Annotated in this window: 21 protein-coding genes; 14 read left to right on the plus strand and 7 right to left on the minus strand. The window is 71.1% G+C overall.

From position 1 onward, the window contains the following. Positions 1 to 219: 219 nt before the first annotated feature. From RCO28_RS10950 to RCO28_RS10970, 5 genes are all read left to right on the plus strand, one after another. On the plus strand, positions 220 to 834 hold the full coding sequence (locus tag RCO28_RS10950; RefSeq protein WP_308940849.1) for a carbonic anhydrase: 615 nt from the start codon (positions 220 to 222) through the stop codon (positions 832 to 834). 14 nt (positions 835 to 848) lie between these two features. Then, entirely contained in the window at positions 849 to 2,393 is a 1,545-nt protein-coding gene (locus RCO28_RS10955; RefSeq protein WP_308940850.1) for a SulP family inorganic anion transporter, read from the plus strand. Between the two features lie 178 nt (positions 2,394 to 2,571). Continuing rightward, entirely contained in the window at positions 2,572 to 3,960 is a 1,389-nt protein-coding gene (locus tag RCO28_RS10960) for an aldehyde dehydrogenase family protein (protein WP_308940851.1), read from the plus strand. Between the two features lie 29 nt (positions 3,961 to 3,989). Then, on the plus strand, positions 3,990 to 5,072 hold the full coding sequence (locus RCO28_RS10965) for a Zn-dependent alcohol dehydrogenase (protein ID WP_308940852.1): 1,083 nt from the start codon (positions 3,990 to 3,992) through the stop codon (positions 5,070 to 5,072). Positions 5,073 to 5,464: 392 nt separating this feature from the next. After that, a complete protein-coding gene (locus RCO28_RS10970) occupies positions 5,465 to 6,796 on the plus strand; it encodes an MFS transporter (RefSeq protein ID WP_308940853.1) in 1,332 nt (443 codons plus the stop codon). On the opposite strand, the gene RCO28_RS10975 is transcribed toward RCO28_RS10970, so the two are convergent. Next, positions 6,762 to 7,733 carry a DMT family transporter gene (locus RCO28_RS10975; protein WP_308940854.1) on the minus strand — a complete coding sequence of 324 codons (972 nt, stop codon included), beginning with the start codon at positions 7,731 to 7,733 and terminating at the stop codon, positions 6,762 to 6,764. The two genes, RCO28_RS10970 and RCO28_RS10975, sit on opposite strands and share 35 nt — an antisense overlap. 53 nt (positions 7,734 to 7,786) lie before the next feature. Then, complete coding sequence (locus RCO28_RS10980) at positions 7,787 to 8,452, minus strand: TetR/AcrR family transcriptional regulator (RefSeq protein WP_308940855.1); 666 nt, start codon at positions 8,450 to 8,452, stop codon at positions 7,787 to 7,789. Positions 8,453 to 8,516: 64 nt separating this feature from the next. Here RCO28_RS10980 and RCO28_RS10985 point away from each other — a divergent pair, with 64 nt between their 5' ends. The 3 genes from RCO28_RS10985 (at position 8,517) to RCO28_RS10995 (ending at position 10,893) form a co-directional block, all read left to right on the plus strand. Next, entirely contained in the window at positions 8,517 to 9,668 is a 1,152-nt protein-coding gene (locus RCO28_RS10985; RefSeq protein ID WP_308940856.1) for an acyl-CoA dehydrogenase family protein, read from the plus strand. Positions 9,669 to 9,729: 61 nt separating this feature from the next. Continuing rightward, positions 9,730 to 10,020 carry a YiaA/YiaB family inner membrane protein gene (locus RCO28_RS10990; RefSeq protein ID WP_308940857.1) on the plus strand — a complete coding sequence of 97 codons (291 nt, stop codon included), beginning with the start codon at positions 9,730 to 9,732 and terminating at the stop codon, positions 10,018 to 10,020. A gap of 228 nt (positions 10,021 to 10,248) precedes the next feature. Continuing rightward, positions 10,249 to 10,893, plus strand: coding sequence for a TetR/AcrR family transcriptional regulator (locus RCO28_RS10995; RefSeq protein ID WP_308940858.1), 645 nt, complete (start codon positions 10,249 to 10,251; stop codon positions 10,891 to 10,893). 65 nt (positions 10,894 to 10,958) lie between these two features. Here the strand turns inward: RCO28_RS10995 and RCO28_RS11000 are convergent, their stop codons facing one another. Further along, positions 10,959 to 11,423: a MaoC family dehydratase gene (locus RCO28_RS11000; protein WP_308940859.1), complete on the minus strand. Its 465-nt coding sequence runs from the start codon at positions 11,421 to 11,423 to the stop codon at positions 10,959 to 10,961. Positions 11,424 to 11,519: 96 nt separating this feature from the next. Between RCO28_RS11000 and soxR the strand changes: the two genes are divergently transcribed. Beyond that, positions 11,520 to 11,987 carry a redox-sensitive transcriptional activator SoxR gene (gene soxR / locus RCO28_RS11005; RefSeq protein ID WP_308940860.1) on the plus strand — a complete coding sequence of 156 codons (468 nt, stop codon included), beginning with the start codon at positions 11,520 to 11,522 and terminating at the stop codon, positions 11,985 to 11,987. Positions 11,988 to 12,112: 125 nt separating this feature from the next. Further along, entirely contained in the window at positions 12,113 to 12,631 is a 519-nt protein-coding gene (locus tag RCO28_RS11010; RefSeq protein ID WP_308940861.1) for a hypothetical protein, read from the plus strand. A 49-nt stretch (positions 12,632 to 12,680) separates the two neighbouring features. Here the strand turns inward: RCO28_RS11010 and RCO28_RS11015 are convergent, their stop codons facing one another. After that, positions 12,681 to 13,283 (minus strand): hypothetical protein, encoded by a 603-nt coding sequence (locus RCO28_RS11015; RefSeq protein WP_308940862.1) that lies wholly within the window; start codon positions 13,281 to 13,283, stop codon positions 12,681 to 12,683. 300 nt (positions 13,284 to 13,583) lie between these two features. Here RCO28_RS11015 and RCO28_RS11020 point away from each other — a divergent pair, with 300 nt between their 5' ends. Further along, positions 13,584 to 16,439: a penicillin acylase family protein gene (locus RCO28_RS11020; protein ID WP_308940863.1), complete on the plus strand. Its 2,856-nt coding sequence runs from the start codon at positions 13,584 to 13,586 to the stop codon at positions 16,437 to 16,439. 68 nt (positions 16,440 to 16,507) lie between these two features. Here RCO28_RS11020 and RCO28_RS11025 read toward each other — a convergent pair whose 3' ends face one another. Both RCO28_RS11025 and RCO28_RS11030 read right to left on the minus strand, forming a co-directional pair. Next, positions 16,508 to 17,845, minus strand: coding sequence for an MFS transporter (locus RCO28_RS11025; RefSeq protein WP_374991147.1), 1,338 nt, complete (start codon positions 17,843 to 17,845; stop codon positions 16,508 to 16,510). Between the two features lie 82 nt (positions 17,846 to 17,927). Then, complete coding sequence (locus RCO28_RS11030; protein WP_308940864.1) at positions 17,928 to 19,190, minus strand: DUF1343 domain-containing protein; 1,263 nt, start codon at positions 19,188 to 19,190, stop codon at positions 17,928 to 17,930. Positions 19,191 to 19,386: 196 nt separating this feature from the next. Between RCO28_RS11030 and RCO28_RS11035 the strand changes: the two genes are divergently transcribed. From RCO28_RS11035 to RCO28_RS11045, 3 genes are all read left to right on the plus strand, one after another. Beyond that, entirely contained in the window at positions 19,387 to 20,139 is a 753-nt protein-coding gene (locus RCO28_RS11035) for an SDR family oxidoreductase (protein ID WP_308940865.1), read from the plus strand. Then, positions 20,136 to 21,809 carry an AMP-binding protein gene (locus RCO28_RS11040; protein ID WP_308940866.1) on the plus strand — a complete coding sequence of 558 codons (1,674 nt, stop codon included), beginning with the start codon at positions 20,136 to 20,138 and terminating at the stop codon, positions 21,807 to 21,809. Before RCO28_RS11035 ends, RCO28_RS11040 begins: the two co-directional genes overlap by 4 nt. A 69-nt stretch (positions 21,810 to 21,878) precedes the next feature. Continuing rightward, on the plus strand, positions 21,879 to 22,475 hold the full coding sequence (locus RCO28_RS11045) for a TetR/AcrR family transcriptional regulator (protein ID WP_308940867.1): 597 nt from the start codon (positions 21,879 to 21,881) through the stop codon (positions 22,473 to 22,475). An 8-nt stretch (positions 22,476 to 22,483) separates the two neighbouring features. Here the strand turns inward: RCO28_RS11045 and RCO28_RS11050 are convergent, their stop codons facing one another. Continuing rightward, positions 22,484 to 23,698 (minus strand): acyl-CoA dehydrogenase family protein, encoded by a 1,215-nt coding sequence (locus tag RCO28_RS11050; RefSeq protein ID WP_308940868.1) that lies wholly within the window; start codon positions 23,696 to 23,698, stop codon positions 22,484 to 22,486. Positions 23,699 to 23,704: the final 6 nt, after the last annotated feature.

Raw genomic sequence — 23,704 nt, forward strand, 5'->3', positions numbered from 1 at the left:
ACCACCGGTGGTACGGCAATCCGCAGCACCCCGCCGAACGTCCCGGCCCCGCACGTCACTTCACACCCTTCACTTCACACCCTTCACTTCACACCCTTCACTTCAGCGCCCCCGACCACGTTTCCCGACGGCCGGACGACAGCGCGTACCCCGAGGCAGCGTCGCCCCGGTGATGCGCCCTGCCCGACCGCCCGACGTGGAACGCCTGGAGGAACCTTCATGCACTCGTTCATCGACCATGCCCGCGACTTCCCCGGCCGCATCGCCGCGGCGGGGGAGGAGCGCGAGGCCTTCGGCCGGCTCGCCGAAGGGCAGTCCCCCGAAGCCCTGTTCATCACCTGCTCCGACTCGCGCGTCATCCCCTCCCTGTTCACCGGCGCCCGCCCCGGCCAGCTCTTCGAGCTGCGTACCGCGGGCAACGCCGTACCCGATTACGCGGAGGGCGCCAGTGGCGAGGCCGCCACCATCGAGTACGCGGTGAGCGTGCTCAAGGTCCCCGACATCGTGGTCTGCGGGCACTCGCACTGCGGCGCCGTCCGCGCCCGCGTGCACGGCGAGGACCTCGCGGCCGTGCCCGCCGTCGCCGGCTGGCTGGAGCGCCAGCTGCCGCACCTCCCGGTCCGCGAGCCCGGCTCCGGCATCGACGACGACGCCCAGGTGGCCGGCTCGGTGCAGCGCCACGTCAAGGCCCAGCTCGACCGGCTCCGCCAATACCCCTGCGTACGCGAGGGCTTGGCGGCCGGACGGCTGCGCCTGCACGGCTGGTACTACGCCATAGACACCGGCCTCGTGATGCAGCACGACCCGGCGGCCGACGCCTTCCTGCCGCTGTGAAGGGAACGAACACCATGTCTGCTCCCCCCTCGGAAACCACTCCCGACACCCGTGGCGGCACCCTCCGGTACGACCTGACCGCCTCCCTCGTCGTCTTCCTCGTCGCGCTGCCGCTGTGCGTCGGTGTCGCCGTCGCCTCCGGCGTCCCCGCCGAGCTCGGCATCGTCACCGGCATCGTCGGCGGCCTCCTCACCGGCTTCCTGCCGGGCAGCTCCCTCCAGGTCTCCGGCCCCGCCGCCGGCCTCACCGTGCTCGTCTACGAAGCGGTGCAGACGTACGGGCTGGCCGCGCTCGGCGTGCTCGTGCTCGCCGCCGGAGCGCTCCAACTCGCCATGGGCGCCCTGAAGCTGGGCCGCTGGTTCCGGGCCATCTCGCTCGCCGTCGTGCAGGGCATGCTCGCCGGAATCGGCCTCGTCCTGATCGCCGGACAGGTGTACGCCATGGCCGACCTGGAGGCGCCCAGCAGCGGTCTCGCCAAGATCGCGGGCCTGCCGGGGCTCGTCCTCGACGTGGCCGCGTCGCCCGAGGCGCTCGCCGCGCTCTGCGTCGGCGTCGGCACCATCGCGCTGCTCGTCCTGTGGCCGCGCTGGAAGCCCGCCGCCAAGATCCTGCCCGCCCCGCTGGTCGCCGTCGCCGCCGCCACGCTCGCCGTCGCCGTGTTCGGCCTGCCGGTCGCCCGGGTCGAGGTACAGGGTCTGTTCGACGCCGTACAGCCGCCCGGCGGCGCCGAGTTCGCCGCGCTCGCCGATGTCGCGATGCTCGGCACCGTCGTCGCGTTCGCGCTGATCGCCTCGGCCGAGTCCCTGTTCAGCGCCGCGGCCGTGGACCGGATGCACGACGGTCCGCGCACCGACTACGACAAGGAGCTCATGGCGCAGGGCGCGGGCAACGCGGTCTGCGGCGCCCTCGGCGCGCTCCCGATGACGGCGGTGATCGTCCGCAGCTCGGCCAACGTCGCGGCGGGCGCCCGTACGAAGGCCTCCCGGATCCTGCACGGCGTCTGGCTGCTGATCTTCGCGGCGGCCTTTCCGGCGGCCCTCGGCGTCATCCCGATCGCCGCGCTGGCCGGTGTCCTGGTGCACGCCGGGGTCAAGCTGGTCCCGTGGAAGGACCTGAAGCCGCTGTGGCGCGAGCACCGGGGCGAGCTGGTGATCCTGGTCGTCACGGCCGTCGCGATCGTCGTCGGCAACCTCTTCGAGGGCGTGCTCATCGGCCTGTTCCTCGCCATCGCCAAGACGGCCTGGGAGGTCAGCCACGTCCACATCGACGTCACCGAGGAGCCCGTGGCCGAGGAGGGCGCACAACCCGCCCTGAAGATACGGGTGTTGGGCAACGCGACCTTCCTGCGCCTGCCCAAGCTCGTCGACTCCCTGGAGGCGCTGCCCGCCGACCGTGAGCTGCACATCGACCTCAGCGGTCTGCGCCACGTCGACCACGCCTGCGCGATGGCCCTGGCCACCTGGGAGGAGCGGCACAACGCCCTCGCGGGTGCGGCGCCGCCCGTGAAGGTCACGAAGCCCGAACCGAGGGCCGAAGCGATGGCCGGAGCGAAGGCCTGATCCTCGCTGTCCTGCGGAACGGCCCGGCGGTGCACCCCACCGCCGGGCCGTTCCATGCGCCCGTACGCTGCACCCAGCCCCCCGGATCCCGGGCACGGGCCCAGCGGCCCCTGGCGCCAAAAAACTAACACCGCTAGTTTGGGTCGCGGACGACGGAAGCAGGCGCGGAAGGAGTGCCATGAAGGCGCACGACGGCATGTACATCGGTGGCGTGTGGCGGCCCGCCACGGGCGCGGACACCATCGCGGTGGTCAACCCGGTCGACGAGCAGGTGATCGCCCACGTCCCGGCCGGCACCGCCGAGGACGTCGACGCCGCGGTCGTGGCCGCCCGCGCCGCGCTGCCCGGCTGGGCCGCGACCCCGCCCGCCGAGCGCGGGGCCGTGATCGGCGCCCTGCGCGACGCCCTGGCCGCCCGCAAGGACGAGATCGCCGAGACCGTCACCGCCGAGCTGGGCTCCCCGCTCCCGTTCTCCCAGACGGTGCACGCGGGTGTGCCGATCGCCGTGGCGGGTTCGTACGCCGAGATCGCCGCCTCGTACGCCTTCCAGGAGAAGATCGGCAACTCCACCGTGCTGCTCGAACCGGTGGGTGTCGTCGGCGCGATCACGCCCTGGAACTACCCGCTGCACCAGATCGTCGCGAAGGTCGCGCCCGCGCTCGCCGCCGGGTGCACCGTCGTCCTCAAGCCCGCCGAGGACACCCCGCTGGTCGCGCAGCTCTTCGCGGAGGCCGCGCACGAGGCGGGCGTCCCGGCCGGGGTGTTCAACCTCGTGACCGGGCTCGGCCCGGTCGCGGGGCAGGCGCTCGCCGAGCACGAGGGTGTGGACCTGGTCTCGTTCACCGGCTCCACCGCCGTCGGCAAGCAGATCGGCGCCACCGCGGGCGCCGCCGTCAAGCCCGTCGCCCTGGAGCTGGGCGGCAAGTCCGCCAACGTGATCCTGCCGAGCGCCGACCTCGCCAAGGCCGTCAACGTGGGCGTGGCCAACGTGATGTCCAACTCCGGCCAGACCTGCAGCGCCTGGACCCGGATGCTGGTCCACGCCGACCAGTACGACGAGGCGGTCGAGCTCGCCGCCGCGGCCGCCGCCAAGTACGGCGAGCGGATCGGCCCGGTCGTCAACGCCAAGCAGCAGGCGCGGGTGCGCGGTTACATCGAGAAGGGTGTGGCCGAGGGCGCCCGGGTGGTCGTCGGCGGCACTGAACCCCCCCATGACAAGGGGTACTTCATCACGCCGACCGTCTTCGCGGACGTACGCCCGGAGATGACCGTCGCCCAGGAGGAGATCTTCGGCCCGGTCCTGTCGATCCTGAAGTACGCCGACGAGGACGAGGCCCTGGCCATCGCCAACGGCACCGTCTACGGCCTCGCCGGTGCGGTGTGGGCCGGTGACGAGGCGGAGGCCGTCGCGTTCGCCCGCCGTATGGACACCGGTCAGGTCGACATCAACGGCGGCCGCTTCAACCCGCGGGCCCCCTTCGGCGGTTACAAGCAGTCGGGTGTCGGCCGCGAGCTGGGCCCGCACGGCCTGGGCGAGTACCTCCAGACCAAGTCCCTGCAGTTCTGAGCCTGTTCCGGAATTCCGAGGAGTACGCCGTGGTCCGCGCCGCCGTTCTGCCCGCTGTCGACTCACCCCTGGAGATAAGGGAGATCGCCCTCCCCGAGCCCGGCCCCGGCCAGGTACGGGTCCGTCTCGCCGCCGCCGGGGTCTGCCACTCCGACCTGTCCCTGTCCAACGGCACCATGCGGGTGCCCACGCCCTGCGTGCTCGGCCATGAGGGCGCCGGCACCGTCGTCTCCGTCGGCGAGGGCGTGACCCACGTCGCCCCCGGCGACGGTGTCGTCCTCAACTGGGCGCCCTCCTGCGGGAGTTGCCACGCCTGCGCCCTCGGCGAGGTCTGGCTCTGCACCAGCGCCCTCGCCGGAGCCGCGAACGTCTACGCGACGCTGCCCGACGGCACCGAGCTGCACCCCGGCCTGAACGTCGCGGCGTTCGCCGAGGAGACCGTCGTCGCCGCCAACTGCGTGCTGCCCGTGCCGGACGGCGTACCGCTCACCGACGCGGCCCTGCTCGGCTGCGCGGTCCTCACCGGGTACGGGGCGGTCCACCACTCGGCGCGCGTACGCGAGGGCGAGTCGGTGGCCGTCTTCGGCGTCGGCGGCGTAGGCCTCGCCACCCTCCAGGCGGCCCGGATCGCCGGGGCGGGCCCGATCGTCGCCGTCGACGTCTCCCCGGAGAAGGAGGAGCTGGCCCGCGCGGCCGGAGCCACCGAGTATGTCGTCGCCTCCGACACGACCGCCCGCGAGATCCGCAAGCTGACCGGCGGCCAGGGGGCGGACGTGGCCGTCGAGTGCGTGGGCCGCGCGGTGACGATCCGTACCGCCTGGGAGTCCACGCGGCGCGGCGGCCGCACGACGGTCGTCGGCATCGGCGGCAAGGACCAGCAGGTCAGCTTCAACGCCCTGGAGCTGTTCCACTGGGGCCGCACGCTCTCCGGCTGCGTGTACGGCAACTCCGACCCGGAGCGCGACCTACCGGTCCTGGCGGAGCACGTCCGTGCGGGGCGGCTCGACCTCACGTCGTTGATCACGGACCGCATCACCCTGGACGAGATCCCGAAGGCCTTTGAGAACATGATCGAGGGCAAGGGCGGGCGCGCGCTGGTGGTCTTCGACTAGGCGCTCCCTCAAACGCCGGAGGGGCTGATAAATCAGCCCCTCCGGCGTTTGAGATGGGGGTCCCCCCTGCTCGAGCGAAGCCGAGAGCTTGGGGGAGGGGTCTGGGGCGGAGCCCCAGTTTCGGGAAGGGGCGGGTAGGGGAGAAGCCCGCCCCGCACGCGCCCGCGCCACCCCGACCCCACCCCCACCCCGACCGCACCCCCCCCCGCGGCCGGGGCCTTCGTGCTGCCCGCGTGAGGGCCACGTACATGCCGCGTACAGGCAAACCCCCGGCAAAAAACTGTGACCGCACGACCCGTTGACCGCGCACCGACTGGTCGGTACGTTCCCCGCATCTCACGGCGCCGCCCCCCGATTCCACCATCCCCGCACCCACCGGAGTGTGCATCCGCATGGACTCGGCACCTTCCGCAGTCACGCCAGAAACCGCCCAAGGACCGACGGACAAGCACCGCCGCAGGGTGGCCACCGCGGCCGCGCTCGCCTCCGCCGTCGAGTGGTACGACTACTTCGTCTTCGGCATCGCCGCGGCCCTCGTCCTCGGCGAGCTCTACTTCCCCGCCGGCAGCCCCTCCGCCGGCGTCCTCGCCTCGTTCGCGACCTTCGCCGTCGGCTTCCTGGCCCGCCCCATCGGCGGCGTCATCGCCGGCCAGCTCGGCGACAAGCGCGGCCGCAAGCCCATGCTGGTCATGGCCCTGACCCTGATGGGCCTCGCCACCACGGGCATCGGCCTGCTCCCGACGTACGAGACGATCGGCATCGCGGCCCCGCTGCTCCTGGTCTTCCTGCGCATCCTCCAGGGCATCGCCGTCGGCGCCCAGTGGGGCGGGGCGATGCTCATGGCCACCGAGTACGCCCCCGAGGGCAAGCGCGGCCTCTACGGCAGCCTCGTCCAGCTCGGCGTGCCCATCGGCGTCGTGACGGCCAACACCGTCTTCCTCATCGCCGGCGCCCTCACCAGCGACAGCGCCTTCGCGGCCTGGGGCTGGCGACTGCCGTTCCTGGTCGGCCTGCTGGTGCTCGGCCTCGCCTGGTACATCCACGCGAAGGTGGAGGAGACCCCGGCGTTCAAGGAGGCCGAGCAGGCGCTCGCCGAGCAGGAGAAGGGCGAGGGCGCCAAGCGCTCCCCGCTGCGCGCGATCCTGCGCGAGCACCTCGGCACGGTGCTGCTCGCGGGCGGCTCCTTCGCCGTGAACACCGCGACCTTCTACATCATCATCACCGGCGTCCTCGACTACACGACCCGCGAACTGGGCATGGAGCGCGAGTCCGTGCTGATGGTCTCGCTCTGCATCAGCCTGACCCAGCTCGCCCTGATCCCGCTCTCCGCGGCCCTCTCGGACCGCATCGGCCGGATCAAGATCTACGGGTTCGGTGCGGTCGGACTCCTGGTGTGGGCGGTGCCGATGTTCCTGCTCATCGACACCGGCTCACTCCTCTGGCTGGCCGTCGGCACGTTCGTGTGCAGCTGCTTCCTGAGCATCATGTACGGGCCGCAAGCCGCCCTGTTCGCCGAGCTGTTCACGGCCGAGATGCGGTACACCGGCGCCTCGCTCGGCTACCAGATCGCGGCCGTCGCGGGCGGTGGGCTCGCGCCGTTCGTGATGGTGCTGCTGCTCGAACTCACCGGCACGTCCATGTCGGTGTCGGCGTACATCATCATGCTCGCCGTCGTCGCCCTGATCAGCATCAAGGTGCTCGCCGGGCGGGCTGCTCAGCGCTGACGCCGTCCGCCTCGGGGGCGGTGGTGGTGGCGGTGTCGCGGGACCGGCGCGGCCGGGAGCGCGACACCGCCACGCCCGCGAGGCAGAAGAGCCCGCCGAGCAGCGTGAGCCACCCCGGAACCTCGTCCAGGGCCAGCCAGGACATCAGGACGACGATCGCCGGCACCGCGTACGTGGTGGCGCCCATCTTCCCCGCGGTCGTACGGGCCAGGGCGTACGCCCAGGTCGTGAACGCCAGGGCCGTCGGGAAGACGCCCAGGTAGACCATGTTGAGCGTGGCCGGCAGCGGGGCGCGCGCCCCCTCGTCGAGCAGCTGCCCGGCGAACGGCAGGCAGGCCGCCGCGCCGATCGCGCAGCCGAACGTGGTGACCTGCAGCGGGCTCGCGTACCGCAGCGCGGGCTTCTGCGCCACGACCCCGCTCGCGTACGAGAGGGCCGCGACCAGGCAGAGCGCGACGCCGAGCAGTGAGGCGTCCCCGCCGCCCGACATGGACAGGCCCACGATCGCCGCGCCCGCGAACGACACCGCCATCCCGGCGAGCAGCCGCCGCGGCAGCCCCTCCTTCAGGAGCCAGCCGCCGAGCAGCGCCATCAGCAGCGGGCCGACGTTCACGACGAGGGCCGCGGTGCCCGCGTCGACCAGCTGCTCGCCCCAGTTGAGCGCCACCATGTAGAGCCCGAACCACAGCACGCCGGCCACCGCGATACCCGGCCACGCGGCCCGCGGCGGCAGTCCTTCCCGGCGCAGCGCCCAGATCAGCCCGATGACGACGGTGCCGGAGAGCAGCCGGCCGAGCGCGAGCGCACCTGGCGAGTACGCCTCGCCCGCGCTGCGGATGGAGACGAAGGCCGAGGCCCACAGCACGACGGTGACGGCGGCGGCCGCGATGGCGAGAGCTTCGGGGCGACGCCCGCTCTGAGAGGTGGAAGAGCTCATGGGCCGAAACTAGAGCCGGAACGCTTCGGTGCCGAACGAATTGACGGGAGCCGTCAAGCGTCGGAGCCGGGCTGCTCCGGGGACGTGTGCGCCACCGCCTCGTACTGCACCGCGAGCCCGTCGAGCAGCGCCTGCAGGCCGGTCTCGAAGGCGCGCTCGTCGACCTTCTCCTGGCGCTCGGCGAGCAGATGGGCCTGGCCGAGGTGCGGGTAGTCCGCCGGGTCGTACGCCGTCTCGTCGTCCACGAAGCCGCCCGCGAACGAGCCGAGCGCGGAGCCCATCACGAAGTACCGCATCAGGGCGCCGATCGACGTGGCCTGCGCGTGCGGCCAGCCCGCCGCGGTCATCGCGCCGAACACCGCGTCCGCGAGCCGCAGTCCGGCCGGCCGGCGGCCGGGGCCCTGGGCGAGCACCGGGACGATGTTCGGGTGCTCGGTGAGCGCGGCGCGGTACGAGACGGCCCAGTCGTGCAGGGCGGTACGCCAGGGCCTGCCGTCCTCGAACATCGACAGGTCGACCCGCGCGCTCACCGAGTCCGCGACCGCCTCCAGGATCTGGTCCTTCGTACGGAAGTGGTTGTACAGCGAGGGTCCGCTGACGCCCAGTTCGGCGGCGAGGCGGCGGGTGGAGAGGGCAGCGAGCCCTTCCGCGTCCACGAGCGCGCGTGCCGTGTCGACGATCAGATCTCGGCTGAGCAGGGGCTTGCGCGGTCGGGCCATGCGGCTCATAGTAGGCCCTGCTGGAAGAAAACTAGCAGTGGTAATTAAAAGTGGGGTGGACCGGGTGAACCTGGAGCAGAGCGAGGAACAGAACGCCGTCCGACAGCTCGCACGGGACTTCGTCGACCGGGAGATCGCGCCCCATGTCGTCGAGTGGGACCGGGCCGAGAGCGTCGACCGGGGCATCGTGAAGAAGCTCGGCGAGGTCGGCTTCCTCGGCCTCACGGTCGACGAGGAGTACGGCGGCTCGGGCGGCGACCACCTCGCGTACTGCCTGGTGACCGAGGAGCTGGGCCGGGGCGACTCGTCCGTGCGCGGCATCGTCTCCGTCTCCCTCGGCCTGGTCGCCAAGACGATCGCGTCCTGGGGGAACGAGGAGCAGAAGCGGCAGTGGCTGCCCGGCCTCACCTCGGGGGAGTACGTCGGCTGCTTCGGCCTCACCGAGCCCGGCACCGGCTCCGACGCGGGCAACCTCGCCACGAAGGCCGTACGGGACGGCGACTCGTACGTGATCGACGGCGCCAAGATGTTCATCACGAACGGGACTTGGGCCGATGTCGTCCTCCTCTTCGCCCGCACCGGCGCCGAGCCCGGCCACCGCGGCGTCTCCGCGTTCCTGATCCCCACCAGCGCCCCCGGCCTCACCCGCCGCACGATCCACGGCAAGCTCGGCCTGCGCGGCCAGGCCACCGCCGAGCTGGTCCTGGAGGGCGTGCGGGTGCCGGCGAGCGCGATGCTCGGGCCCGAGGGCAAGGGCTTCTCGGTCGCCATGTCGGCGCTCGCCAAGGGCCGGATGTCGGTCGCGGCGGGCTGTGTCGGCATCGCGCAGGCGGCCCTGGACGCGGCCGTGACGTACGCGGGCCAGCGCGAGCAGTTCGGAAAGCCCATCGCCCAGCACCAGTTGGTGCAGGAGCTGATCAGCGACATCGCCGTCGACGTGGACGCCGCCCGCCTGCTCACCTGGCGCGTGGCCGACCTCATCGACCGCGGGCAGCCCTTCACCACCGAGTCCTCCAAGGCCAAGCTCTTCGCCTCCGAGGCGGCCGTCCGCGCGGCCAACAACGCCCTTCAGGTCTTCGGCGGTTACGGCTACATCGACGAGTACCCGGTCGGCAAACTCCTCCGCGACGCCCGCGTGATGACGCTGTACGAGGGCACGAGCCAGATCCAGAAACTGGTCATCGGCCGCGCGCTGACGGGGATCTCGGCGTTCTGAGTACGGAGTTGAGTAGCTGTACGGATGGGGGAGGCCGCCGCTCCGGACGATCCTCTGGGGCATGACATCCGAAGCGCCGAACAAGAACCAGAACACCGCCGCGTACTACGGCATGGCGGTGGCGTCCTTCGCGGTGGCCCTGGCCGCCGTCGTGATCGCCGTCCTCTACATGGACGTCGACGCCTGGATCCGGGCCTTCCTCGCGATCGCGATGCTCTACCTCGTCACCTCGTCGTTCACGCTCGCCAAGGTCGTCCGCGACCGGCAGGAGGCGGGAGCGCTGGTCAGCCGGGTCGACCAGGCCAGAATCGAGAAGATCCTGGCGGACCACGACCCCTTCAAGACGCCGTAGCCCGCCAGTCTCGAGCCCCTCTGGGGGCACCTCCCAGCGGTAGCTGGGGGAGATCGAGGAGCGGGGTCTGGGGCGGAGCCCCAGTTGCGGGAAGGGGCGGGGAGGGGAAGAAGCCCGCCCGCAGGGCGGTGTACGGTGCCGCCGTCGACAGTTCCCGGCCCCAACCCTAAGCGCTTGCTCACCCCCACCAGGTAGGGTGTGCGTCCTGCGAGAGGGAAGGGGCCTGTGATGAGTACGGCGGAGGAGACCGGCGGCGAGAACATGCCGTGGGGCGAGGTGACTCCGGACGCGGCCAGGCGGCTGCTGATCGCCGCGGTCGAGGCCTTCGCCGAGCGCGGGTACCACGCGACGACCACGCGTGACATCGCCGGTCGCGCCGGCATGAGCCCCGCCGCGCTCTACATCCACTACAAGACCAAGGAAGAGCTGCTCCACAAGATCAGCGCCATCGGTCACACCAAGGCGCTCGCCATCCTGGAGTCCGCCGCGGACGGCACCGGCAGCGCCGCCGACCGCCTGGTCGAGGCCGTGCGCTCCTTCGTCATCTGGCACGCCGGCCAGGCCACCACCGCGCGCGTCGTGCAGTACGAGCTGGACGCGCTCGGCGAGGACCACCGCGCCGAGGTCGTCCTCCTGCGGCGCCGCTGCGACGCGGCCGTACGACGGATCCTGAGCGACGGCGTCGACGCGGGCGAGTTCGAGGTGCCGGACGTCTCCGGGACCACCCTCGCCGTGCTCTCCCTCTGCATCGACGTGGCCCGCTGGTTCAGCCTCGACGGGCGCTGGACGCCGGACGAGGTCGGCGCGATGTACGCCGACCTCGTGCTGCGGATGGTGGGCGCGCGGACCGGGCCCGCGCGCTCCCAGGACTAGAAACCGCGCGCTCCCAGGACTAGAACCCGCGCGCTCCCAGGACTAGAACCCGCGCGCTCCCACGACTAGAAGTAGAAGCGCGACACCGACTCCGCCACGCAGGCCGGCTTGTCGGCGCCCTCGCGCTCGATCGTCACGGTCGTCGTGATCTGCACGCCGCCGTCCTGCGTGGGCGAGACGTCCTTCAGCGTGCCGGTCGCGCGCAGCCGCGAGCCGACCGGGACGGGGGAGGGGAACCGCACCTTGTTCGTGCCGTAGTTGATGCCCATGCGTACGTTCTCCACGCGCATGATCTGCGGCACGAGCGTCGGCAGCAGCGAGAGCGTGAGGTAGCCGTGCGCGATCGTCGTGCCGAAGGGGCCCGCGGCGGCCTTCTCGGGGTCGACGTGGATCCACTGGTGGTCGCCCGTGGCGTCGGCGAACAGGTCGATCCGCTTCTGGTCGACCTCCAGCCAGTCGCCGCTGCCCAGCTCCTCGCCGACCGCCGCCTGCAGCTCCTCGACCGACCGGAAGATCCTCGGCTCCGCCATGTTCCATGCCTCCCACGTGAGTATGTCTAAGCGCTTGCTCAGCATGCTCGCCGGTATGTGTGCCTGTCAACGGATCACGCAGGTAGGGTCGACGGGGTGGCGCAGATTCCAGAGAAGGTTCATGAGCTCACCGTCGGCCAGCTGTCCCAGCGCAGTGGTGCCGCCGTCTCGGCCCTGCACTTCTACGAGTCCAAGGGCCTGATCGGCAGCCGCCGCACCAGCGGCAACCAGCGCCGGTACGCCAGGGACACGTTGCGCCGGGTCGCGTTCATCCGGGCCGCCCAGCGCGTCGGCATCCCGCTGGCCACCATCCGGGACGCCCTCGCGCAGCTCCCCGAGGAGCGCACCCCGAACCGCGACGACTGGGCGCGGCTCTCGGAGAACTGGCGCTCCGTGCTCGACGAGCGGATCAAACAGCTCGGCCGCCTGCGCGACCACCTCACCGACTGCATCGGCTGCGGCTGCCTGTCGATGGAGACCTGCGTGCTCTCCAATCCGGACGACGTGTTCGGTGAACGCCTCACGGGGTCGCGGTTGTTGGCGGAGGGACGGAAGTCGGGCTGACCGGTCCGGGGGTGGCAACCCCCGGAGCTGCCCGCTGAGGGCTTTCGGGAAGGGGCCGGGTGGGGAGAAAATCTGCAGGCCCGCCCCCCACACCAACGCCCCGAAACCGAAAACGAGGAGCGCCGATGAGCCTGGTGATCTGCTCACTGCTCTGGGACGCCGCGCAGGGCGGAAAGCAGTCGGTCAGCTACGACAACGACGGCTACCACCTGGTCCGCTTCCCGTACACCTCCGCCCAGGAGTCGTACGACCCGTGGAAGATGCACGATCCGGCACACGGCGGCAGCACCCCGTCGAAGTTTCCCGACGCGCGCTCCGGGCTCATCTGGCCGAGCCACGACGGCTGGGGCATGCTCTCCGCGCTCGTGTTCTGGGAGCCGGACTCCCGCCCCAACGAGTACCGCGCCAGATTCGTGCGGGATCCGCTCGGCGCCGGCTCCGGCTACGACTCGACGGCCACGACGGACTCCTCGCCCACCGGCGGCGGCCAGTACCGCAGTTACGTCTGGCAGATGTTCGTGCACAAGGGCACGCCGCTCGGCTTCAAGGTGTCCGCGCGCGACACCGGCGACGTGAAGGTCAAGACCCCTTTGATGCACGCCCAGTTCAAGCTGGCCATCCACACGGACGTCAAGGTGCCCTGAGCCCCGAGCGCACGGGGGTGCGTCCCGGTCCGGCGCACCCCCGTCGTGCTCACGCCGTCACGAGCGTCCTGAACTGCCGGGCCCGCGCGAGCGATCCGGGTACGAGGACGGGCTGCGGTACGACGATGCCGCAGCCGGTGCACACCGGTCCCGCGGAGGGTTCGTGCGCCAGGTCGTACTTCCAGACGATGTCGGCCGACGCGCAGACCGGGCAGCAGCCCCCCGGCTCCCGTTCCAGGGCCGCGATCAGCCTGCGCAGGACGTCGGCGAGCGGTTCGGTGGGGTGGACGTGCGGGTCGTCGCACCAGGCGATGCCGTGGCCGCCCCAGGTCAGCCGGTGCCAGTCGTCGACGGTGCCGGGGCGGCGGAGTCCGTCGTGCTTCTCCTGCTTGCGCCGGTGCGCGAACTCCGTCTCGTACGCGAGCCACACCGCCCGCGCCTCCTCGAGTTCGTCGAGCGCGGCCGTCAGGCGGGCCGGGTCGGGGGACCGGTCCTCGGGGCCGAAGCCGGCCCGTGTGCAGAGGTGGTCCCAGGTGGCCCGGTGGCCGTAGGGAGCGAATCGCTCCAGGCATTTGCGCAGTGAGTACCGCCGCAGGGCCAAGTCGTGGTGTCCGTCGCGGACCTGTCTCGCGAGGCTTCTGAATCCAGCCACCTCATCGCACCTCCGTCGCTGCTGCTTCGGCTACTTCGGCGTCGGCGAAAGACGTCGCCTCATAGACGTATCGACTCGCGATCCGGCTCCATCCGATTTCCGATGGCACCCATCACGATCCGTCACGGCTGCTCGGCGCGCGCGGAACGCCGAGGGAACGGGAGTCCATCACAAGGGCCGTGGGATTCACGTAAGTCCGCCGTCGACTGTGGTGATTCGGAAAAAGTGACTGTTGTTCATCTTCAGTTCCCTCCCCTACCGCCGGTAACCTCCCGGCCACCGTCTTCGGGAGGAGCAGGAATGCAACGGCGCATCCCACGCAGAGTGATCCGCAGAGGCCATCGCGTCCGCGGCGGGCCCGGCGTCCTGGTCGCCGCGGCGGCCCTGCTCGGCGGGCTGCTCGCGCCGCTGCCCCAGGCCGCCGCCGCGGAGCCCGCGCCGACCGCCGCCGAGGACTACTGCGGCAAGCAGTGCGCCGACATCCTGCCGCCCGGCGCCAACGGCAGCGCCACCCTCGCCGAGATCCTCGGCCACCGCCTCTTCGGCACCAAACCGGCCCACAGCGACGACCAGTTGGGCCCGTACGACGCGCTCTCCTCCGGCTACGGCTCCCTCACGGACGACCGGCTCACCGACTTCTTCCGGGACTCCTCCTTCGGTGTCCCCGAGGGGCAGGCCGCCTCGGTCACCAAGCCGCGCGAGGACGTCACGATCACCCGCGACAAGCAGAACGGCGTGCCCCACATCAAGGGCACCACCCGCTACGGCACCGAGTTCGGCGCGGGCTACGCCGCGGGCCAGGACCGGCTCTGGCTCATCGACCTGTTCCGGCACATCGGCCGCGGCGAGCTGACCTCCTTCGCGGGCGGCGCCCCCGCCAACCAGGGCCTTGAGCAGCAGTTCTGGCCGCAGGCCCCGTACACCGAGAAGGACCTGGAGAACCAGGTCGAGTGGCTGCGGAAGAACTCCGGTCCGCGCGGCGAGCAGGCCATGAAGGACGCGCAGGCCTACGTCGACGGCCTCAACTCCTATCGGGAGAAGGCGAAGAAGGGCCGCTACTTCCCCGGTGAGTACGTCCTGACCGGCAAGGTCGACGCGATCACCAACATCGGCGAGATCGAACCCTTCAAGATCACCGACATGATCGCGCTCGCCTCGGTCGTCGGCGGCCTCTTCGGAGGCGGCGGCGGGGGAGAGGTGGACGCGGCGCTCTCCCTGCTCAAGGCGCAGGAGAAGTACGGCGTCGAGAAGGGCACGAAGGTCTGGGAGTCGTTCCGCCAGCGCAACGACCCGGAGACCGTCCTCACCGTCCACGACGGCACGAGCTTCCCGTACGCGGGCAAGCCCGAGAAGGCGCGCGGCACGGCCATGCCGGACGCGGGCTCGGTCGAGCGCGAGCCGCTCGTGTACGACCGGGAGGGCGCGGCGAAGACGGGCGCCAAGGACCCGGTGAAGGCCCCGGAGAAGCTGAAGAAACTGCAGGGGATGTACGACGACGGGGTCCTGCCCGAGGACACCTTCAGCGGGCCCAACTCCACGTCCCGCAAGGGCATGTCGAACGCCCTGCTGGTCTCCGGGAAGCACACGGCAAGCGGAAACCCGGTGGCCGTGTTCGGTCCGCAGACCGGCTATTTCGCGCCCCAGCTCCTGATGATGCAGGAGCTCCAGGGGCCGGGCATCAGCGCCCGCGGCGTCTCCTTCGCCGGCGTCGGCATGTACGTCCAGCTCGGCCGCGGCCAGGACTACGCGTGGAGCGCGACCTCCGCCAACCAGGACATCACCGACACGTACGCCGTCGAACTCTGCGAACCCGACGGCTCGGCGCCCACCAAGCAGTCCACGCACTACCGCCACCGCGGCGACTGCCTGCCCATGGAGATGCTGGAGAAGAAGAACGCCTGGAAGCCCACCCTCGCCGACTCCACGGCCGCGGGCTCCTACCGCCTCCAGGTCTTCCGCACCAAGTACGGCATCGTCACGCACCGCGCGACGGTCGACGGCAAGCCCGTCGCGTACACCTCGTTGCGCTCCACCTACCAGCACGAGGCCGACTCGATCATCGGCTTCCAGATGTTCAACGACCCGTCGTACGTCAAGGACGCCGAGTCCTTCCAGAAGGCCGCCGAGCACATCGGCTACGCCTTCAACTGGTTCTACGCCGACTCCCGCGACACCGCGTACTACAACAGCGGATCCAACCCGCAGCGCGCGGAGGGCGTGGACCCGTCGTTCCCCGTGAAGGCCGAAGAGGCCTATGAGTGGCGGGAGTTCGACCCGACGCACAACACGGCCGCGTACACCCCGCCCGCCGAGCACCCGCAGTCCGTCAACCAGGACTACTACATCTCCTGGAACAACAAGCAGGCCAAGGACTTCAGCGGCGCGAACTTCAGCTACGGGGCCGTGCACCGCGGTGATCTCCTCGACGACCGGGTGAAGGAACTCGTCGACGAGGGCGGCGTCACCCGCGCATCGCTCACGCGCGCGATGGCCGAGGCCGCCGTCACCGATCTGCGCGGCGAGCAGGTCCTGCCCGAGCTGCTGAAGGTGCTGCGCAGCAAGCCGATCACCGACCCCCAACTCGCCAAGGCGGTACAGCAGTTGGAGTCATGGCGGAAGGCGGGCGCCCAGCGCAATCAGACCTCGGCGGGGTCGAAGACGTACGCACACCCGGATGCGATCCGCGTCATGGACGCCTGGTGGCCGCGGCTCGTCGAGGCCCAGTTCAAGCCGGGGCTCGGCGGTGACCTGTACGAGGCCCTGACCGGGCAACTCGCCGTCGACGAGGCCCCGTCCGCGGCCCACGGCCCGACCGGCGCGCACGCGGGCTCGGCCTTCCAGTACGGCTGGTGGGGCTATGTCGACAAGGACCTTCGCAAGGTCCTCGGGCAGCCGGTGAAGGGCGAGTTGGGCGCGAACTACTGCGGTGACGGGAAGCTTGACGCCTGCCGCGACGCCCTCCTCGCAAGCCTCACGGAGGCGACCGCGCTGTCCGCGGAAGAGGTCTACCCGGGCGACGACAGCTGCAAGGCGGGCGACCAGTGGTGCGCGGACACCATCGTCCACCGCGCGGTCGGCGGCATCACACACGAGCCGATCCAGTGGCAGAACCGGCCTACGTATCAGCAGGTGGTGGAGTTCCCGGCGCACAGGTGAGGCCCAATCGCCGGAGGGGCTCAAATTGAGCCCCTCCGGCGATTGAGGAGGCCTGTCCGGCAGGACCCTCAGCCCAGCTCCCGCTCCCGCGTCTCCGGCAGAGCCAACACGCACACCAAAGACACCACGGCCATGGCGCTGACGTACCACCCCACCGCCCCCGACCCAAAGGACTCCTGCAGCCGCGTAGCCACCAGCGGAGCAACCGCCCCGCCCGCAACCCCACCCAGGTTGTACGCGAACGACGCCCCCGAGTACCGCACCCGCGCCCCGAACAGCTCCGGCAGGTACGCACCCATCGGGCCGTACACCACACCCATGCAGAACAGCGCACCGCCGAGCGCGATCGCGATGAGGACCGGCTGCTCGGTGTCCATCAGCGGGAACAGCACGAACCCCCACACCACCGCGAGCCCGCTGCCCGCGAGGATCAGGCGGCGCCGTCCGCGCGCGTCGGAGCGGGTCGCCGCGAACCAGGTGCCCGCGGCGAGGAACACGCAGGCCACCAGGGAAAGGCCGAGCATCGTGTTCCGGGAGACGCCGAGCGTGTTCGTCCCGTACGCCAGGCAGTACGTGGTGGCCGTGTAGAAGAGGCCGTACGCGACGACCATGCCGCCGGCGCCGAGCAGCAGCTCGCGCGGGTGCCGCTTGAACACCTCCAGGGCGGGGGCCTTGCTGGCCTCCTGAGCGGCCATCACACGCGCGAAGACCGGGGTCTCGCTGATCCTGAGCCGCACGAACAGGCCGACCGCCACCAGGAGGAACGACAGCAGGAACGGCACCCGCCAGCCCCAGCTGCGGAACGCCTCGTCGTCGAGCACGGACGAGAGCAGCCAGAAGATGCCCGTCGCCGCGAAGAACCCGACGGACGGGCCGAGTTGGGGGAACGCCGCGAACATGCCGCGTTTGCCGCGCGGCGCGTGTTCCACGGCGAGCAGCGCGGCCCCGCCCCACTCGCCGCCGAGCCCGACGCCCTGCAGGAAGCGGAGGAGGACGAGCAGCAGCGGCGCCCAGATGCCCCACGTACCGTAGCCGGGCAGCAGGCCCACGAGCGCCGTGGAGAGCCCCATCAGGAGCAGCGAGGCGACCAGGACGGACTTGCGGCCGACCCGGTCCCCGAAGTGGCCGAAGACCAGCGAGCCGATGGGCCGCGCCGCGAAGGCCACCGCGTACGTGGAGAACGCCGCGAGCGTGCCGTTGACCGGGGTGAGGTTCGGGAAGAAGGCGTCGTTGAGGACGAGAGCGGCGGCCGTTCCGTAGACGTAGAAGTCGTAGAACTCGATGGCGGTGCCGATGAAGCTGGCCACCGCCACCCGGCGCAGGCTCTCCGGACTCTCGTCCGTGGAGGCGGCGTCGCCGGGGGCGGTGGCCTTGCTGAGGTCGGTGGTGGGGTCGTCGTTGAGCACGTCGGCACTGTGACGATCGGTGTAGCGTGCAGTCAATAGGCGGGACGGTCGGTCTCGGTTAATGAGACCGCGCGCATCAATCTCAGCGGTACGCCAGATACCTCCTGCGCACCGCACGGAACTCCGCCAACTCGCCCTGCCAGGCGGCCACCACGTCCTCCGCGTCCGCGCCCGCGTCGATCATCGTGCGCACCTGCGTCGACCCGGTGAGCTTGTCGATCCAGTGGTCGCTGCGCCAGGCGAAGCCCTTCCAGGTCCGCTTGGCCGTCACGAGCAGCCCGATCCCGGTCGCCACCGCGTCGAACGCCTCCCGGTCGTGCACATGCAGCTGCACACCGCCGACGGTCTTGCCCTGGAACTTGGAGAACGTCGGCGCGAAGTACGCCTCCCTGAAGTGCACGCCGGGCAGGCCGAGTTCGTTCGCGGCCTCGGCCCAGCCACGGTCGATGCCCTCGGCGCCGAGCAGCTCGAACGGCCGCGTCGTGCCCCGCCCCTCCGACAGGTTGGTGCCCTCGAAGAGGCACGTACCCGGGTACACGAGCGCCGTCTCGGGCGTCGGCATGTTCGGGCTCGGCGGCACCCACGGCAGGCCCGACGCGTCGTAGAACTCGTCCCTGCGCCAGCCCGACATCAGCACGGTCTCCAGCTCGACCGGGCGCTCCAGGAACTCCGCGTTGAACAGCCGCGCCAGCTCCGCCACCGTCATCCCGTGCGCCTGCGAGATCGGCTCGCGCCCCACGAACGTCGCGAACTCCTTGTGCAGGACCGGCCCTTCCGCCGACCGCCCGGACACCGGATTCGGCCGGTCCAGGACCACGAACCGCTTCCCGGCCAGCTCGGCGGCCACCATGCAGTCGTACAGCGTCCAGATGTACGTGTAGAAGCGCGCGCCCGCGTCCTGGATGTCGAAGACGACGGTGTCCACGCGCGCCTCAGTGAAGATGTCCGCGAGCGCCTGCCCGCTCTTCCGGTACGTGTCGAAGACCGGCAGGCCCGTCGCCGGGTCGTCGTACCGGCCCTCCGAACCGCCCGCCTGCGCCGTGCCGCGGAAGCCGTGCTCGGGGCCGAACACCGCGACCAGGTCCACGCGTGCGTCGGCGTGCATCACGTCCACGATGTGCCGGACGTCGCGGGTCACGCCCGTCGGGTTGGTGACCATGCCGACGCGCTCGCCGTCGAGGAGGCCGTAGCCGTCGTCGGCGAGCTGCTCGAAGCCGGTCCGCAGCCGGCGCCCGCCCGGCCGTGCCGTACGGCCCGCGTCCGCAGCGAGGGCGGGGGAGGCGGCGGCCGTCGCGGCGACCGCTCCCGTACCGGCGGCGAGCAGGCTCCGTCTGGAGAGATTCATTCCATGACCTCCGTGACATCGATGAGCGCGGCTGACATGCGCACGCACGCTAACGCGCGCACGCCCCGCAGGGAACGAACCGGACAGCGGTCGTCTCGTCCGTCCCCTTCCCCCACGGCATACCGACTGGTTAGTCTGCGATCGCGTCGAGGCTGTTGACGAGTCGTTCACGAGGGGAGACACGAAGGTGGAGAGCATGCGGGACAAGGCAGTTGTCGTCACGGGGGCGGGTGCCGGCATCGGCGCCGCACTGGCCCGCCGGTTCGCGGCCGAGGGCGCCCGGGTGGTCGTCAACGACCTGGACCCCGACAAGGCGAAGGCTGTGGCCGAGGAGATCGGTGGCATCGCCGTACCCGGGGACGCCTCCGCGATCGTCGAGCCCGCGCGCGAGGCGCTCGGCGGCACCGTCGACGTCTACTGCGCCAACGCGGGCCTCGCCTCCGGCGGCACCGAGGCCGCCGACGAGCAGGTGTGGGCCACGGCCTGGGACGTGAACGTGATGGCGCACATCCGCGCCGCCCACGCCCTGCTGCCCGGCTGGCTGGAGCGCGGCGAGGGCCGCTTCATCTCCACGGTGTCGGCCGCCGGACTGCTCACCATGGTCGGGGCGGCGCCGTACAGCGTCACCAAGCACGGTGCGTACGCCTTCGCCGAGTGGCTCTCGCTGACGTACCGGCACCGCGGCCTCAAGGTGCACGCCATCTGCCCGCAGGGCGTGCGCACCGACATGCTCACCGCCGCCGGCTCGGCGGGCGAACTCGTCCTCGCGCCCAGCGCCATCGAGCCGGAGGACGTCGCCGAGGCGCTGTTCGCGGGCATCGAGGCCGACCGCTTCCTGATCCTGCCGCACCCCGAGGTCGGGGGATACTACGCGGCACGCGCCTCGGACCCGGACCGCTGGCTCGGCAACATGAACCACATCCAGCAGAAGTGGGAGGCGGCCCAGTGAAGCCAGCCGGAACGCAGTCCTCGGGCATATACGCCGCCAAGCCCTGGCTCGGCCGCCTCAGCGAGGCCCAGCGCGCCCCCGCCGACCCGCCGCCCTCCGTCGTGCACGCCTTCCGCCAAGCCGTCGGCAGGGCCCCGCGGCACACCGCCCTCGCCTACTTCGACGGCCGCCTCTCGTACGCGGAGACGGACGCGCTCAGCGACTCCGTCGCCGGACACCTCGCGGCCCGCGGCCTCGGCCCCGGCGACCGGGTGGCGATCATGCTGCAGAACACCCCGCACTTCGTCCTCGCCCTGCTCGGCGCCTGGAAGGCCGGGGCCACGGTCGTCCCGGTCAACCCGATGTACAAGTCGGGCGAGGTCCGGCACGTCCTGCACGACGCCGAGGTCACCGGGCTGATCTGCTCCGACCGCGCCTGGGAGTCGTACCTGCGGGAGACCGCCGCGGACTCCCCGGTACGGATCGTGCTCACCGCCTGCGAGCTGGACCTGCAGACCCGCGGCGACACCCGCGTCCTCGGCTTCGAACGCCTCCCGCAGGCGGCCGACGCCGACGACCTGCTGACCGTCGCCCGCGCCGGCGCCGCAGCGCCCACCGACCGCGAACCGGCCGCAGACGGCATCGCGTTGATCAGCTACACCTCGGGCACCAGCGGCACCCCCAAGGGCGCCATGAACCTGCACGGCAACATCACGTACAACGCCGAACGGCAGCGCGGCGGCCACGGGATCGCCGAGGGCGCGACCTACTTCGGGCTCGCCCCGCTCTTCCACATCACCGGCATGGTCTGCCAGCTCTCCGCCTGCTTCGCCAACGCGGGCACGCTGGCCCTCGCGTACCGCTTCGAGGCGGGCGTCGTCCTGGACGCGTTCGTGGAGCACCGGCCCGTGTACACCGTCGGCCCGTCCACCGCGTTCATGGCGCTCGCCGCGCACCCGGACGTCACCCGCGACCACTTCTCGTCCTTCGAGGTCATCTCCTCGGGCGGCGCCCCGCTGCCGCCCGCCCTGGTGGAGAAGTTCCGCGCCGGCTTCGGCCCGTACATCCGCAACGGCTACGGACTCACCGAGTGCACCGCGCCCTGCGCCTCCGTGCCGCCCGAGCACGAGGCGCCCGTCGACCCGGCCTCAGGGACGCTCTCGGTGGGCGTGCCGGGCCCGGACACCGTCGTACGGATCGTCGACGAGAAGGGCGCCGACGTGCCGTTCGGCGAGCACGGCGAGATCGCGGTGACCGGACCCCAGGTCGTCCCCGGCTACTGGCGCCGCGCCGAGGCCACCCAAGCCACCTTCCCCCAGGGCGAGTTGAGGACCGGCGACATCGGCTTCATGGACGCCGAGGGCTGGCTCTACGTCGTCGACCGCAAGAAGGACATGATCAACGCCTCCGGCTTCAAGGTCTGGCCCCGCGAGGTCGAGGACGTCCTCTACGGCCACCCGGCGGTCCGCGAGGCGGCCGTCGTCGGCGTCCCCGACAGCTACCGCGGCGAGTCCGTGAAGGCGTACGTCAGCCTGCGCCCCGGCGCGAGCGCGGACCCGGACGAGCTCGGCGCGTACTGCAAGGAGCGGCTCGCCGCGTACAAGTACCCGCGCGAGGTGGAGATCCTGCCGGAGCTCCCGAAGACCACGAGTGGGAAGATCCTCCGACGGGAACTGCGTTCCCAGCCGTAGATCGCATACGGTTTCCCGCTGACCGGTACACACAGCAACTGGCACACGTACGAAAGGCAGGTGGCGGCCATGGCCAAGGTGACGGACTCCGATGCCGGCACGCCCGTCCCCCAACGGCTCCTGGCCGCCGCCACCCGGCTCTTCGCCGAGCAGGGCTACGACCGCACCTCCGTACAGGAGATCGTCGAGGCGGCCGGCGTCACCAAGGGCGCCCTCTACCACTACTTCGGCTCCAAGGAAGACCTGCTCCAGGAGGTCTACGCGCGTGTGCTCCGCCTCCAGCAGGAGCGCCTCGATGCGTACGCGGACTCCGACGCCCCGATCGAGAAGAGGCTGCGGGACGCCGCCGCGGACGTCGTCGTCACCACCATCGACAACCTCGACGACGCCGCCATCTTCTTCCGCTCCATGCACCAACTGAGCCCGGAGAAGAACAAGCAGGTGCGCTCCGAACGCCGCCGCTACCACGAACGGTTCCGCGCCCTGATCGAGGAAGGCCAGAAGGCCGGGGTGTTCTCCACCGCCACCCCGGCCGACCTCGTCGTGGACTACCACTTCGGCTCGGTCCACCATCTGTCGACGTGGTACCGGCCGGGCGGCCCGCTCACGCAGCAGCAGGTCGCCGATCACCTGGCGGACCTGCTGCTGCGCGCGCTGCGCCCCTGACCCTCAGGTCACAGGTACTTCTTCAACTCCCGCCGGGCGAGCGACCGCTGGTGCACCTCGTCCGGGCCGTCCGCGAGCATCAGCGTGCGCGCCCCGGCCCACAGCTCGGCCAGCGGGAAGTCCTGGCTCACGCCGCCCGCGCCGTGCAGCTGGACCGCGCGGTCGAGGATGTCGACGACCGTACGGGGAGTGGCGATCTTGATGGCCTGGATCTCGGTGTGCGCGCCCTTGTTGCCGACCGTGTCCATCAGCCAGGCCGTCTTCAGGACGAGGAGCCGCAACTGCTCCACGGCGACCCGCGCGTCCGCGATCCACTCGTGCACCACGCCCTGCTGCGCGAGCGGCTTGCCGAACGCCGTACGCGACACGGCCCGCTTGCACATCAGCTCGATGGCGCGCTCCGCCATGCCGATCAGGCGCATGCAGTGGTGGATACGGCCGGGGCCGAGCCGCGCCTGCGCGATCGCGAAGCCGCCGCCCTCCTCGCCGATCAGGTTCGAGGCGGGCACCCGCACCTGGTCGAAGACCACCTCGGCGTGCCCGCCGTGCCAGTGGTCCTCGTAGCCGTAGACCGTCATGGCGCGCTTCACCGTGAGGCCCGGGGTGTCGCGCGGGACCAGGATCATCGACTGCTGCCGGCGTACGTCTTCGTTGTCCGGGTCGGTCTTGCCCATCACGATGAAGATCTTGCAGTTGGGGTTCATCGCCCCGGAGATGTACCACTTGCGCCCGGTGATGACGTACTCATCGCCCTGGCGCTCGATCCGCGTCTCGATGTTCGTCGCGTCCGACGAGGCCACCTCGGGCTCCGTCATCGCGAACGCCGAGCGGATCTCACCGGCGAGCAGCGGCTCCAGCCACTGCTTCTTCTGCTGCTCGTCGCCGAACTGCGTGAGCACCTCCATGTTGCCGGTGTCCGGCGCCGCGCAGTTCAGCGCGGTCGGCGCCAACTGCGGGACACGGCCGGTGATTTCGGCCAGCGGCGCGTACTGGAGGTTGGTGAGCCCGGCCCCGTGCTCGGCGTCCGGCAAGAAGAGGTTCCACAGGCCCTGCCGGCGTGCCTCCGCCTTCAGGTCCTCCACGATCTGCGGGACCTTCCAGGGCGAGTCGAGCTGCGCGTGCTGCTCGTGCAGCACCGGCTGCGCCGGGTACACGTACTCGTCCATGAAGGCGAGCAGCTTGGTGCGCAGCTCCTCGGTGCGGGCGTCGAATGCGAAGTCCATGACGGA

Source organism: Streptomyces sp. LHD-70, from assembly GCF_031157275.1.
GTDB lineage: Bacteria > Actinomycetota > Actinomycetes > Streptomycetales > Streptomycetaceae > Streptomyces.

Coding starts and splice junctions, on each gene's coding strand:
- RCO28_RS10975 (WP_308940854.1), bottom strand. CDS start 7,733: ATGAGCTCTTCCACCTCTCAGAGCGGGCGTCGCCCCGAAGCTCTCGCC.
- RCO28_RS11020 (WP_308940863.1), top strand. CDS start 13,584: ATGCAACGGCGCATCCCACGCAGAGTGATCCGCAGAGGCCATCGCGTC.
- RCO28_RS11000 (WP_308940859.1), bottom strand. CDS start 11,423: ATGGCGGAGCCGAGGATCTTCCGGTCGGTCGAGGAGCTGCAGGCGGCG.
- RCO28_RS11030 (WP_308940864.1), bottom strand. CDS start 19,190: ATGAATCTCTCCAGACGGAGCCTGCTCGCCGCCGGTACGGGAGCGGTC.
- RCO28_RS10980 (WP_308940855.1), bottom strand. CDS start 8,452: ATGGCCCGACCGCGCAAGCCCCTGCTCAGCCGAGATCTGATCGTCGAC.
- RCO28_RS10950 (WP_308940849.1), top strand. CDS start 220: ATGCACTCGTTCATCGACCATGCCCGCGACTTCCCCGGCCGCATCGCC.
- RCO28_RS10995 (WP_308940858.1), top strand. CDS start 10,249: ATGAGTACGGCGGAGGAGACCGGCGGCGAGAACATGCCGTGGGGCGAG.
- RCO28_RS10990 (WP_308940857.1), top strand. CDS start 9,730: ATGACATCCGAAGCGCCGAACAAGAACCAGAACACCGCCGCGTACTAC.
- RCO28_RS11010 (WP_308940861.1), top strand. CDS start 12,113: ATGAGCCTGGTGATCTGCTCACTGCTCTGGGACGCCGCGCAGGGCGGA.
- RCO28_RS11045 (WP_308940867.1), top strand. CDS start 21,879: ATGGCCAAGGTGACGGACTCCGATGCCGGCACGCCCGTCCCCCAACGG.
- RCO28_RS10960 (WP_308940851.1), top strand. CDS start 2,572: ATGAAGGCGCACGACGGCATGTACATCGGTGGCGTGTGGCGGCCCGCC.
- RCO28_RS10955 (WP_308940850.1), top strand. CDS start 849: ATGTCTGCTCCCCCCTCGGAAACCACTCCCGACACCCGTGGCGGCACC.
- RCO28_RS11035 (WP_308940865.1), top strand. CDS start 19,387: ATGCGGGACAAGGCAGTTGTCGTCACGGGGGCGGGTGCCGGCATCGGC.
- RCO28_RS10970 (WP_308940853.1), top strand. CDS start 5,465: ATGGACTCGGCACCTTCCGCAGTCACGCCAGAAACCGCCCAAGGACCG.
- RCO28_RS11050 (WP_308940868.1), bottom strand. CDS start 23,698: ATGGACTTCGCATTCGACGCCCGCACCGAGGAGCTGCGCACCAAGCTG.